General features: G+C 37.3%; 10 protein-coding genes. 6 read left to right on the top strand and 4 right to left on the bottom strand.

All coding sequences use genetic code 11. The features are described 5' to 3' along the window. The first annotated feature begins 175 nt into the window (after nucleotides 1-175). A protein-coding gene (locus AM500_RS25155) for an IS3 family transposase (protein WP_156319855.1) occupies nucleotides 176-1734 on the top strand; the annotation gives its coding sequence in 2 pieces (ribosomal slippage) (nucleotides 176-818 and nucleotides 818-1734; 1560 coding nt in all). 222 nt (nucleotides 1735-1956) lie between these two features. On the opposite strand, the gene AM500_RS19335 is transcribed toward AM500_RS25155, so the two are convergent. From AM500_RS19335 to AM500_RS19320, 4 genes are all read right to left on the bottom strand, one after another. Continuing rightward, nucleotides 1957-2352: a hypothetical protein gene (locus AM500_RS19335; RefSeq protein WP_156319854.1), complete on the bottom strand. Its 396-nt coding sequence runs from the start codon at nucleotides 2350-2352 to the stop codon at nucleotides 1957-1959. Between the two features lie 228 nt (nucleotides 2353-2580). Beyond that, on the bottom strand, nucleotides 2581-2769 hold the full coding sequence (locus AM500_RS19330; RefSeq protein WP_053600693.1) for a hypothetical protein: 189 nt from the start codon (nucleotides 2767-2769) through the stop codon (nucleotides 2581-2583). Nucleotides 2770-3299: 530 nt separating this feature from the next. Beyond that, nucleotides 3300-3776: a hypothetical protein gene (locus AM500_RS19325; RefSeq protein ID WP_053600692.1), complete on the bottom strand. Its 477-nt coding sequence runs from the start codon at nucleotides 3774-3776 to the stop codon at nucleotides 3300-3302. Between the two features lie 732 nt (nucleotides 3777-4508). Continuing rightward, a complete protein-coding gene (locus tag AM500_RS19320; RefSeq protein WP_231688044.1) occupies nucleotides 4509-5681 on the bottom strand; it encodes an MFS transporter in 1173 nt (390 codons plus the stop codon). 429 nt (nucleotides 5682-6110) lie between these two features. Here AM500_RS19320 and AM500_RS19315 point away from each other — a divergent pair, with 429 nt between their 5' ends. From AM500_RS19315 to AM500_RS19295, 5 genes are all read left to right on the top strand, one after another. After that, nucleotides 6111-7379 (top strand): OFA family MFS transporter, encoded by a 1269-nt coding sequence (locus AM500_RS19315; protein WP_053600691.1) that lies wholly within the window; start codon nucleotides 6111-6113, stop codon nucleotides 7377-7379. A 301-nt stretch (nucleotides 7380-7680) separates the two neighbouring features. After that, nucleotides 7681-10047, top strand: a complete 2367-nt coding sequence (locus AM500_RS19310) for a glycoside hydrolase family 65 protein (protein WP_053600690.1) — start codon at nucleotides 7681-7683, stop codon at nucleotides 10045-10047. Between the two features lie 78 nt (nucleotides 10048-10125). Next, nucleotides 10126-11373 (top strand): sugar ABC transporter substrate-binding protein, encoded by a 1248-nt coding sequence (locus tag AM500_RS19305; RefSeq protein WP_053600689.1) that lies wholly within the window; start codon nucleotides 10126-10128, stop codon nucleotides 11371-11373. Between the two features lie 349 nt (nucleotides 11374-11722). After that, nucleotides 11723-12598: a carbohydrate ABC transporter permease gene (locus AM500_RS19300; protein WP_053600688.1), complete on the top strand. Its 876-nt coding sequence runs from the start codon at nucleotides 11723-11725 to the stop codon at nucleotides 12596-12598. Continuing rightward, the gene (locus AM500_RS19295) at nucleotides 12598-13434 is read left to right on the top strand and encodes a carbohydrate ABC transporter permease (RefSeq protein WP_053600687.1); all 837 of its coding nucleotides are present in this window, start codon (nucleotides 12598-12600) and stop codon (nucleotides 13432-13434) included. Before AM500_RS19300 ends, AM500_RS19295 begins: the two co-directional genes overlap by 1 nt. Nucleotides 13435-13477 lie beyond the last annotated feature (43 nt).

Below are 13477 nucleotides of genomic sequence, written 5' to 3'. Positions count from 1 at the left end.
TACTTTGGAATTGGTATAGGTCATGGCGGTCATATGTAGAACAATGTTAATCAACTAACGGATCATTATATTAAACTAAGTTATACCAAAAGCTCGGAGAATAAAATGATATGCTCCCCTTTAGGTAGACAGATTAAATATAAAAAATCTGTTTACCTAAAGGGGAGTATTTTTTATGTCAAAAAGAGCACATTCCTTAGAGGATAAAATAAAAATAATAAAAGCTTTGGAAGACGGGAGTCATACCCTTTCCGAACTAGAACTTATGTATAAGGTAGATAACGTTTCTATTTATGATTGGATCTATAAATATGAAAAGTACGGGGTGGAAGGATTAAAAGAGTCCTCAACCTGGAAGAATTATTCCAAGGAGCTGAAGCTTGCTGCCGTAAAGGACTATCTTAGCGGGAAATCCTCCATGCGGGATATTGCCAGGAAGTATGAACTCTCCAGTACTTCTGTCCTTCGCCGGTGGATTAAGAAGTATAATAGTCATAGAGAATTAAAGGATACGTTGAAGGGAAGAACGGACTCTATGACTAAAGGGAGAAAAACTACTTGGAATGAACGAGTACAAATTGTGCTTGAATGCTTGGGCAACGGAAAAGATTATCAAAGTACAGCTGAGACTCATGAAGTTTCTTATCAACAAGTATATCAGTGGGTTAAGAAGTATGAAGATGGCGGAGATGAAGCACTCAAAGATAAGCGTGGACGGAACAAAGAAGAAGCAGAATTAACTCCAGAAGAAAAAATCCAACTCCACTTGAAAAATTTAGAAAGAGAAAATGAAAGGTTGCGTGCGGAGAATTTATTCTTAAAAAAGTTAGAGGAAATCGAAAGGATGCGAAAGTAAGTCGAATCCGATATGAAGATAGGTATGTCGCAATCCAAGAACTTCATGAGAAAGAAGAACTCAGCGTTCTCTTGCTTTGTGAAATAGCTGGTATATCACGAGCTGCCTACTATAAGTGGCTCAAACGAAGACCGACTGCCCAGGATCAATTGAATGAACAAATTATAGAAGATATGAAGGACCTGCATATAAAAGTTGATAGTACCTTTGGTTATCGTCAAATGACTCTCCACATGAACCGAAAGTTCAATGTGCCGCTTAATCATAAGAGGATATATCGACTAATGAAAGTGGCTCATTTACGCTCTGTCATTCGGATCAAGAGGAAACAATATAAACGTTCTATCCCCCAACATGTTGCGGAAAATGTTTTGAATAGGGATTTCACGGCTACTAAACCTAACGAAAAATGGGTTACGGATGTCACGGAATTTAAATATGGCTCAACCAAAAAGGCTTATTTAAGTGCTATTCGTGATCTATATGACGGCTCGATTGTTAGTTATATTCTTGGACATTCCAATAACAATAAACTGGTGTTTAATACGCTTGACCAGGCTACAAAACTCCTAGACGATGAACACCCACTCATTCATAGTGATCGTGGCTATCAGTACACATCACATGGTTTTAAACGAAGAATCGATAACGCTAAAATGACCCAAAGTATGTCACGGGCAGGACGATGTATCGATAATGGACCTATGGAATCTTTCTGGGGCACATTGAAATGTGAGAAGTATTATTTACATAAATACGCGACGTTTGAAGAACTTTCTAAAGCTATAAATGATTATATTCATTTCTATAATCATGACCGTTACCAAAAACGATTAAACGGCCTTAGCCCTATGGAATACAGGGCTAAAGCCGCTTAAAAAAGTTTTTATTATTTCCACTGTCTACTTGACGGGGTGCAGTTCAAAAAATCCCCGAGCTTTTTCAGTGACTTCATAATAGGCCGTTATATCCTAGCCCATAGAACTAACTCTTTTAATAAAAAGTCCTCGTAAGCCCTAACAGACAAATAGGTTCTTGATTATTTATGTTAAAAAATCACTACCTCTCTGTACGAGAAGTAGTGATTTGAAATGTTAACATTACTTTTTGTTATTGCGTCCTCCAGAATAAGGATAGCTGCCCGGCTGAGAGTAGCCCCCCATATGCTGATATCCGCCCGGCTGAGAGTAGCCCCCCATATGCTGATATCCGCCCGGCTGAGAGTAGCCACCCATATGAGGATACCCGCCCGGCTGAGAGTAGCCCCCCATATGAGGATAGCCGCCTGGCTGAGAGTAGCCCCCCATATGAGGATACCCGCCTGGCTGAGAGTAGCCCCCCATATGAGGATAGCCGCCCGGTTGAGAGTAGCTACCCATTTGTGGATAGCCGCCTGGTTGAGAGTAGCCCCCCATTTGCGGATACGCGCCCTTCTGAGAGTGGCTGCCCATTTGTGGGTAACTGCCACCATATTGAGTCGTTCTTTCTTTTTTCAATCCATTCACTCCTTACACCAATGTACGATAGTATACGTTCGTGGGACAAGGTGGCTTGGACGAAGGACCAATAAGCAAATGTTTTTCCAATACAAATTTGGGAAGATAGCTGCAAAACCTGAAGATCCAGTGAAGAATTGGACTAATTTTTTATTCTTAAATCAATGTTTGAGGGGAAAAAGAAAAGCAAAAAACGCTTGGGAAACCAAGCGTCCTTATTATATTCAATTATGATTGTCCGCTTCCAGGACCATCTCCGCCGGGAGTCGTAAAATATGTTTCAGTTTTTGCTAAGTCTTGCTCAATACGATAGTTATCTGTATCTAATTTAGGGTCGCCTGCACCTTTCTTTTTGTCCAAATATATAACGACAGGAATTAAAATAATAAGCGGTGATAAAAGTAATAGCCACATCATATACGTACACCTCCATAATTCTAATAGTGAAACTAAATTTTCCGTAAAAGAGCCTAATTGAAAAGGAGAGTAGCTTTTTATGCACGTGTGTGAATTTACAGTGTAGAAAGGTTCTGAGGTGAAACTCCGTTTATGATTCTGCATATGTGGGGTGTTTAATGGATGAGTTGACCAGAAAGGTGAGTATACTCCTTATTTAGCAATCATACAGGGTGGTTAAGGAGCATGTTTCTCTGTAGCGTTGTAATTAACAACCGACTACTTTTAGTGGAGAAATGCGTACTTTCCTGATAAAAGGAAACCGATTCCCAGCCGAAAGGCATTTGTCATAACGGTAAGGATACCAAATCGCATTATTGCCATGTTATTACACCCTCCTTTATATAAGTATACAAAAATATGTTAAAATTGGGAATATTATTGTAGGAATACTAATTAAAGAAAAGGACAGCCAATACATGTTGGTGAAAATAGATAAATAATAGCGTGCTGGAGTTAATAGTTCCAACACGCTTTTTTAGCCTAATTTTTTATCGAGTTTTATCGTTTTCATATAGCGGTTCCTTCCCAAGGACCAGTAAAGTATAAAGCTCGTTGAAAATTTCGGTTTGATTATTGGTGAATTTATAGGTTGCAGCATCTTCAATAACTAAATAGCCCGGTTCATTGACACCCACTCTATAGTGTTGCAACCCATCATAAATGATTCGAAATGATAAATATCTGCCTTCATTTCTTATATTTTTATGTGAGACCCTGGTATATTCACTTTTGGAGAGTGCATCCAATAGTTTGTTTATTTCTGTTGTATCTTCAATATCATAATTGTAGATGTTATCCCACTTCTCATCTATATACTCACCGTAATTAATTTTTTCCACACTGTCCATTCCATTTAATACACTTTCAGCAGATAAAGGGAGCTTAAAATACCATAGTAAAAATAAGGCTGTAATAACAATGGCAGCGGACGTCCCAATGTAATAACTCTTCCTTTTATTCTTCATTACTTAGGTGATCCCCCTCTCTGTAAATATTTTATCAACAATCCCCAATATGGTATATATCTAAATTTGTGATCACAGTTTCTTCTTCTTTTTTTGAAAGAAAAACGCAAAAGTCTGCGAAGAAAGCTCTTAATGCAAAGCACGGAATAGGTATCTATTTGTGTAATCCTATTAAGCAAAACGGCCCAGTTGGTTATTATGTGAAAAGTAGGATTAAAGTTAAGAAGTCTATATTCGTTTTGACACCCAATACAGTATAATGACAATATATGGAACTATATAATTAAAAGGGGTAATGAAAATGAACGTAAATGTTGGCGATATGTTATTTCAACTGATAACCTTTATGTTTGCAATTATCTTTATATTGTTGATATTTTCCGTATTCCGCTCTGTAAAAAGAAACAGAGAGCAATTAAATCGGATAGAGGCTAAATTGGACGCAATTTCTAATGAAAAAAATAAATAAAACAATAAATATATAGATAAGGAACGAATTGAAAAGGGGAAGTTTATATTTATAAGAAAAATATGATGCTGGTAATTGTGGTATTAGTCCTCACAGATTTAAATTAATTGGGCTCAGGTTTGAAGTGAAAAATACCCATAAGAAGTGTTTTTCGCAAAGGTAATAGCAGCGGAATCATCCAATTAGCAGCAGCTAAAACAGGCACATAAAAAAGCTCAAACCTTAGTCTGAGCTTTTCATAGTACTGTACATAATGGCCTGTTTTAGCTACTCATAACTCTTTGCATTTTCAGCTTTTCAATTACAATGGTTGCTCCAAGCAGGATGAGGGCGAAAATGACTAAAAATGGTGGAAATAGATTCATGCTGAAACCTTGAAACAGTACTCCTGCTAACGGAGGTAAGACGGTTATTCCAACATAACCGAAAGCCACTTGAAGCCCAATTATTGCTCTCGAATTCCGCTCTCCAAACCTTCTTGGGGTTTCGTGAATCATCGTTGGAAAAATTGCAGCGCATCCGAGGCCCACAAGTGTAAATCCGACATACATAACGCTGCCTTTTCCAAAAGCAACTGTAAGAATCCCCAAAAGAAGGGTAATTTCGCTATACAGCAGCAGCTTTTGATTCGAAAGCCAAAATGTAATAAATCCAGATACAATCCTTCCAATCGTTAAACTTGCAAAAAACATCGATATGATAAAACTTGCGGTTGCTACGGATAAGGATTTTACTTCAATTAAGTAGCTACTCCCCCACAAAAAAATGATTCCTTCTAATCCAACATAAAACACAAAGGATAAAAGTGAAAAGACCACTCCTCGTTGTTTCAATACTTCCACAAAAGAGGCTGCGGCTTCTTCAGTTTCAGTGGATACTTTTTGTTCGCTTTGCCTCCAAAGGGGGAGAGAAAGAAACAGAATCATAGCTAGTATCAATTGAATGCCGCCAATTATCAAATAACCGTTTCTCCACGAAACATCATTATTTAAAACAATCCCCATTATAATGGGTCCAAGCGTTGCTCCGACTCCCCAAAAAGCATGCAGCCAATTCATATGGTGTGCCTTGAGGTTGACAGACACGTAGTCATTTAAAGAGGTATCAATGGCACCAGCTCCTAAACCTAAAGGAAGCGCCGCAACAATCAATAAAAAGAAATTTTGTGTAAATGCAAACCCGATCAAGCCACTTGCAGTAAGCAATACACTGCCTAAAACGAGTATGCCTGTCCCCAATTTTTTTGTAAATCGTACAGTCTGCAAGCTAGCAATAACTGTACAAATAGCAATGGTCATTGAAATAATCCCAGCCGCACTGTGTGCAACATGAAATTCTCCCACCATCTTCGGCCATGCCACTCCTAAAAGAGAATCAGGCAGTCCTAAACTTATAAACGAGGTGTAAATTATGAACAAAAAAATTAGCTGGCGCACAGAGCTTTCCCCCATTATTTGCATATGTATAAACTTTTAATAGAAATCACAGTCTTTGTCTTCTTTTTTCTAACATTATTAAAGTATAACAAAAGCGGAGGTAAGATTGGTGGTAAGCCAAAGATCTATTTATCATGTTGATGGAAACAGTCTAATTAGTATGATTAGGCTGTTTTTTTATTGCTGTAGAAAAGAAAATTGATGTTAATATATTAAGTTTTAAAGGGAGCGGCGAGATTTTAATTATTTAAATATAACAATAACTGTTTATTTATGTGCGGAGATAAGATATAATCGTTCGTAAATAACAAAAATTTAACCTGTAATTTAATAAAAACTATAATTTTATTGAATTATATTCGAACCTATTTTTCAATTATCGATTAAATGTTCGTGTTTTGGGTTAATAATACTGGAGGGAGTAAGTAGATGGACAAGTTTGAAAATAAGTGGATTCGTGCTGTACTGCCAGCTTTATTGATTCACTGCAGTATTGGGACAGTTTACTGCTGGTCATTGTTTAAGGGTGATATTGCCTCTTACATTGGGAAACCAGTAGGGGAAGTGGAATGGGCATTTAGTATAGCCATTTTTGTTCTTGGTATGTCTGCAGCATTCGGTGGTAAATTTGTCGAAAAGGATATACATAAGTCGTCCCTGCTTGCGGCGATATTTTTTGTAGCCGGGATGGCAGGAACAGGTTTCTTTATTTATCAAAAGTCATTGATCGGTATTTATTTTTCTTATGGAATTGTTATGGGCATTGGGCTGGGGATCGGTTATTTAACACCAGTGAAAACATTAATGCTTTGGTTTAAGGAGCAAAAGGGCTTAGCGACAGGCCTCGCTGTTGCAGGCTTTGGCTTAGCGAAGGTAATTGCGAGTCCTTTAATGGAGGAGCTGCTCGGAGAAAGAACCAGTGAAGGAAATTTAGTAAATGCCTCAAATATATATACAATGTTTTATATATTAGCAGGTATATATTTAGTAATGATGGTTGTGGGGCATTTATTTTTGAAAAAACCAGCTGGTTATGAGGAAGAAAGTGTACAAAACATGAGCTTTAGTTATAGAAAAGTGTTAACAAATAAAACGTTTATCGGTATTTGGTTCATGTTCTATATTAATATTACATGTGGATTGGCTTTAATTTCACAAGAAAAAGGCATTTTAGCATTCATTGGATTTGGGGCAATTGGTTTAGTCAGTTCATTAACAGCTGTATTCAATGCAGGTGGACGGATCGCTTTCTCTTCATGGGGTGACCGTTTAAAAGACCGTAACTCCATCTACAAGATGATTTTCTTTTCATCAATTACAGCCATTCTACTCACCGTTGTGTTTGATGGTATTAATAATTCTATCGCCATCTTGATTATCGCTATGCTTTGTATCGTTAATGCAGGTTACGGCGGCGGATTTTCCTCCCTACCGCCACTATTATCTGACCGCTTTGGTTTAAATAGTATTTCAACAGTGCATGGATTAGCCTTATCTGCATGGGCATGGGCAGGGCTGACAGGGAATCAGCTAAGTGCATTTGTCCTGGAAAAGACACAATCCTATGACATGGTGTTATATGTCATTATGGCATTGTTCACGTTTGCGACTTTAATAAGTATATTCGTTGTTAAACCTGAAAAAGTGAATTTGGAAAGTGAAGAATTCAGTAGGAAAGAAGAAGTGGTAATAGGATAAATAGTTATTTAACAAAAGTAAAAAGGATGCCTTCGTAAAGGTATCCTTTTTATATTGGTTTATATTAACTTTGGAAAGAGATATAAGGAACAAGAAAGTTGACTTTTTATTCTGTAAGTATTAAGTTAAATATGTAAACGCTTTATAGAACTAAAACGTTTTCGAGAATTATAGAGAAATAACTTTTAAATTTTTTTGCTGCAAAACTAAAACGTTTTCGAGCATCTCAAATAATTCTGCGCGCAACAAATCATATTTTTTTAACACATTACTAAAACGTTTTCGGAAAGAGGAATTTTAGATGATGGACTATTCACTAGGAACTGGAGAATACAAGAATTGGATAATCGCAGATGTGGACTTTTCTCCAAATTTTCTAGGTAAAAGCGAAGCAATCATGTGCCTGGGAAATGGTTACATGGGCTTACGGTCAGCTGAGGAAGAACCATACATAAAAGAAACAAGAAATTTGTTTGTGGCCGGGACTTTCAATAAAGCTAAAAAAAATGAAGTAACAGAATTGCCGAACCTGGCGGACTTTACAAGAATTGATATCCGGATTGATGGAGACAGATTCAGTTTAGAACTCGGTAAAATTAAGGACTACGTCAAACAATTAAATTTAAAAACGGCCGAATTAACAAGATCTTTTAATTGGACATCTCCTCATGGAAAAGAATTGAATTTCCATTTTAGACGATTTGTTTCATTGGATAACTTGCATTTAGTCGGAATGAAAATGGAGATTGAAAGTTTGACACATCCAGTTGAGATATCCTTCGATTCAGGAATAAATGGGCAAATGTCAAACTCCGGTTCACAGCATTTTCTTGAAGGTGAAAGAAGGATTTTTGAAAAGAAATATATTCAACTAGTGCAAACAACAAATGAATCGGACATTGACATTGTTATGAACACAAGTCACAGGCTTACGATTAACGGTGATGAATTTGCAACAACTCCCGAAATGAACATGGGACGCCGCAAAGTATGGCTGACCTATCAAATTGACCTTCAGCCAAACGATACGTTATCAATGGAAAAAATAACGACGGTTCATACTAGCAGGGATAAAGGATGGAGTAACGAGGATTATAGCCTTCAGCGCCTCCGGAACATTTCGTTACTAGATTTACAGAATAGTTTTAAACAAGGATATGATCACCTTTTTAAAACTCATAGGGAATCCTGGGAGAACAAAATTTGGAACACATATAATTTTGACATTCATAGTGACAATCCATTTGATTTGCTCTCATTACGCTTCTCGTTATATCACTTAACCATTATGACACCTGCACACAACGACCAGATGGGAATCGGTGCAAAAGCGTTAAGTGGAGAAGGCTATAAAGGACACTCATTCTGGGATACAGAAATTTTCATTCTTCCATTCTTCATTTATTCGAATCCTGAAGTGGCAAAATCACTATTAACTTACCGATATCATGGATTAGCAGGCGCGCGCCAAAAAGCAAAAGACAATGGTTATGAAGGTGCTATGTATCCTTGGGAAGCTGCTTGGCCGACAGATGGCGAGGTTACGCCAATCTGGGGTGACGTTGACGTTGTTACCGGAGAACAAATGAAAATATTGTCCGGATTTATTGAGCAGCACATTACATCTGATATAGCTTTTGCGGTTTATCAGTACTACAACGTAACTGGTGACCAGGAATTTATGAGGCAATATGGGTATGAAATGATCCTGGATACAGCCAGATTCTGGGCAACACGGGTTGAGTGGAACGAAGGGACTGGGCACTATCACATAAATAATGTCATCGGTCCTGATGAATATAAGGAACATGTGGATGATAATGCATTTACCAATTATATGGCTTTCTTCAATATGAAGCTGGCGATTAAATACTACGAAAAATTATGGGTAGAAGATCCAAAGCTTTTAGAAGAGCTGGATAAAAAATTAGGCATCCATGAATCCTATCAACTCTGGCAGTCAAGAGCTGAAAAACTTTATCTCCCAGCTCCGCGAGAAGAAGATTTGGTAATACCGCAAGACAATACTTACCTTCAGCTGAAGGAAATTGATCTGGGGAAATACAAAAATCAGACAAAAATTAGAAGTATTTATCGAGATTATAATGCGGACCAAATAAACGAAATACAAGTTTCAAAACAGGCAGACGTTTTAATCTTGCTTTACTTACTGGAACAAACATTTGAGCATACACGCTTCTCAAAAGAAGTGAAACGAGCCAATTTTCACTACTACGAACCTAGAACCTTGCATGATTCCAGCTTAAGTTTGGCTACACATGCCATTTTGGCTAATGATATTGGAGAATCCGACCTGGCCTATTCATTGTTCCAAAAATTAAATGAGATTGATTTAGGCCCAATGATGAATACATCTGATGATGGCGTTCATGCGGCATCAATCGGAGGTATTTGGAAAACAATTGTTTTTGGCTTTGCTGGAATAAGGCTTGTTGATGGAAAACTTACAATCAACCCAAGGCTTCCGAAACAATGGCATAGTATGAAATTTACTATTAAGTGGAAAGGTCAGCCTATAACTTTATCCATTACAGATAACCTGCTTTCTGTCAGAGCCGAAAACAAAGAAAGAATCGAATTCACAGTGAAGGAGCAGTTCTACCGCTGCAATGATTCTATAGAAATTCCTATTGGTCAAGCAAATTGACCAACACTAAATCTGGTAGTTATAAAGTGAATCTATCATTTTATTTCTATATATATATATAAATTGGAGGGGCATAAAATGAAATTCAAGACAAGAGCACTTGCCAGCATGTTAATGGTTGTTTTATTGCTTGTTTTAACAGCATGTGGAGGCGGCGGAAGCGAAAAAGGATCAGGTAAAGAAGGCGAGTCAGGCAAAAAAATCACCATTTTCCAAAGTAAAGTTGAGATTTCAGATCAGCTAGAAAAACTTGCTGAAGAATATACAAAAGAAACCGGCGTTGAAGTAGAAGTATGGGGAACTACCGGAGATGACTATTTCCAACAGTTACAAATTAAATTGAACAGTAATCAAGGCCCATCAATCTTCAGTCTTCAACACGTTAAAGAAGCAGAAAAATTAAAGTCTTATGCGTATGACATGAGCAATGAAGAATATGTAAAAAATATTGCTCCGAATATGGAATTGAAATACGATGACAAAATTGTTGGTGTTCCATATGGCGTTGAAGGTTTTGGTTTGGTATACAACAAGGATCTAGTTAAACCGGAAGACGTAAAGGATTATCAATCTTTTAAAAGCACAGTAGAAAAATTAAAAGCAGATGGCGTAAATCCATTTGGCCTTTCTCAAGAAGCTTATTTCTTAATTGGACATATCAGCAACTATCCTTTCTCTTTGCAAGAAGATCATTTTAATTTCATTGACCAATTAAGCGAAGGCAAAGTAACAATGGCTGAAACAAAAGAATTCCAGGAGTTCGGAAAATTCTTTGAAACTATTAAAGCAAATGCAAAAAATCCGCTAGATGTTACCTACGATGAAGAAATGGGTGACTTTGCATCCGGAAAAACAGCTATGATTCACCAAGGTAACTGGGCTTATGGAATGCTGAAAGATTATGATTTAGGTTTTGAAGTTGGCATGCTCCCATTCCCGCTTAACGGAAATGATAAATTATCAGTTGGCGTAGGTAATAACTGGGCAATCAACGGAACGAAAGATAAAGCAGAAGTTAAGGCAGCGAACGACTTTTTAAATTGGATGTTAAACAGTGATACCGGCAAAAAATACATTGTTGAAGAATTTGGATTCGTTCCTGCGATGACAAATATTGACCCAGGCGAACTTGATCCACTTTCACAAGCTGTATTCGAAGCATCAAACAGCGGTAATACAATTCCTTGGGCTCAAAACTATTACCCTGCAAACGTAATTCCAAATGATTTAGCGCCGGTTACTCAAGAATTCTTCCTAAATAAAGAAATGACCGGTAAAGAATTCATCGAAAAACTTGATGCTGCTTGGCAAAATGCAGTGAAGTAATGAGAAAAGCGGAAGCTCCTTCTTAATAGGGAAAAAACCAATAAAGGCAGTTTTCTAAAAGATTGTTGTTTTATTAAAATTTTTTGTTACAGAAAATGGTTAATTGGAGCGGAAGGTGCGAGACTCCTGCGGGAACAGCGGGACAGGTGAGACCCCGCAGACGCGAAAGCGTCGAGGAGGCTCACCGCCCGCCCCGCGGAAAGCGAGCATCCTGGAGTGGAAATTAACCACCTCTCTAAATTGAAATAAAGTTTACGAAAACAGCCCAAATAGAAAAATATGGACACGCCCAAATTTAGGCGTGTCCAATACTACTATCCACGATAATTACTAGAAAGAAGTGGTTAAAGTGACAAAAAGAAAAAATCGAGCCTGGTATGCATTATTTACAGCTCCGCTTGTACTAATCTTTTCAGTTGTCGTAATCATTCCTTTCCTAATTGGAGTCTATTATTCCTTTTTTGATTGGGATGGGATTACGGCGAACCCAATGGTTTTTGTTGGATTCGAGAATTATGCCCAATTATTTGATGATGAACGCTTTCTGAATTCTGCATGGATGACGATTAAATTTACAGTCTTGGCGGTTATTTCCGTTAATATTGTAGGTCTGGGATTTGCACTCTTAGTTACATCCAGCCTTAGAACAGCTAATATAGCCCGTACGATGGTATTTATGCCTTATTTAATTGGCGGTCTATTGTTAGGTTATATCTGGAAATTTATTTTCTCTGATGTATTTACCCTCATTGGTGAAAAAACAGGATGGGACAGCATCTTTTTAAATTGGCTTTTAGATCCCGACTATTCCTTATATGCTTTAGTTGTAGTATTTACTTGGCAAATGGCTGGTTACATTATGATTATTTATATCGCAGGTCTTCAGGCGATTCCTGGTGAATTGATTGAAGCATCCAAGATTGATGGAGCTAATAAATGGCAAAGATTAAGAAAAATTACCTTCCCTCTCTTAATGCCATCCTTTACAATCAGTCTATTTTTAACCCTTTCTTCTGCATTTAAAATTTACGATACCAACCTATCATTAACTGGTGGAGGCCCCGCTAATTCCACTGAAATGTTTGCGATGAATATCTATAATGAGATTTTTGGTTATGCGAATTATGGTTTCGGCCAGGCTAAAGCGATTATCTTCTTCTTAATTGTTGCAGCCATTTCGTTGACACAAGTGTACTTAACGAAGAAGAGAGAGGTGGAAATGTGATGAAAAAAGCTAATAAAATTTTGAAAGAAGTATTACTTTTATTAGTTGCTCTTTTCTTCTTATCGCCTATCTACATTATTTTCGTAAACTCATTCAAAAATCGCCAGGAACTATATGAAAATGTCCTTGCCTGGCCAAAGGATTTTGGATTTCAATATTACTTGGATGCAATGGAAAAAATGAACTTCCTAAGTTCACTCGGAAACTCATTGTATATAACGATTATTTCAATCATCCTTTTAGTTGTTTTATCTTCGATGACAGCCTGGATGTTAGCTCGAACGAACAATAAGTTAAGTAATGTTATTTTTATGACCTTTATTGCAACGATGTTAATCCCATTCCAAACCATCATGATGCCTTTGATGCAGTTTATGGGAGACATCATGAATAATCTTGGCATCCCGATGTTAAATACCCGTGAAGGGTTAATCTTTATGAACATTGGCTTCAACTCAGCTATTTCTGTTTTCTTATATCATGGTTTTATTAAATCTGTCCCTGTTTCGCTAGAAGAAGCAGCAACGATTGATGGGGCTTCCAAGTTCGGTGTCTTTTGGAGAATTATTTTCCCAATTTTAAAACCAATAACGGTTACGGTCTTAATCATTAACACAATTAGCATTTGGAATGACTATCTATTACCTTCATTAACATTGACGGATAAGGGCTTAAGAACAATTCCTTTATCAACCTTCTATTTCTTTGGTGAATTTACAATTCAGTGGAATCTGGCAATGGCTGGTTTGCTGCTAACAATGATTCCGATAGTTATTTTCTATATGCTTGCTCAAAAGCACATTATCAAAGGGATTGGGGACGGTGCAGTCAAATAGGACTCCAACGATTATCTGCTGCTTGCCTCCGAAAATCCCGCTT

This window comes from Bacillus sp. FJAT-18017, assembly GCF_001278805.1.
In the GTDB taxonomy this organism is placed as follows: Bacteria; Bacillota; Bacilli; order Bacillales; family Cytobacillaceae; genus Bacillus_D.
Note: the sequence above shows the minus strand (reverse complement) of the source record. Positions and strands in the feature narration are given on the sequence as shown.

Bases quoted from the DNA above. Each gene is read 5' to 3' on its own strand.
- AM500_RS19330 (WP_053600693.1), bottom strand. From the start codon at position 2,769: ATGATGTGGCTATTACTTTTATCACCGCTTATTATTTTAATTCCTGTC.
- AM500_RS19325 (WP_053600692.1), bottom strand. From the start codon at position 3,776: ATGAAGAATAAAAGGAAGAGTTATTACATTGGGACGTCCGCTGCCATT.
- AM500_RS19315 (WP_053600691.1), top strand. From the start codon at position 6,111: ATGGACAAGTTTGAAAATAAGTGGATTCGTGCTGTACTGCCAGCTTTA.
- AM500_RS19310 (WP_053600690.1), top strand. From the start codon at position 7,681: ATGATGGACTATTCACTAGGAACTGGAGAATACAAGAATTGGATAATC.
- AM500_RS19305 (WP_053600689.1), top strand. From the start codon at position 10,126: ATGAAATTCAAGACAAGAGCACTTGCCAGCATGTTAATGGTTGTTTTA.
- AM500_RS19295 (WP_053600687.1), top strand. From the start codon at position 12,598: ATGAAAAAAGCTAATAAAATTTTGAAAGAAGTATTACTTTTATTAGTT.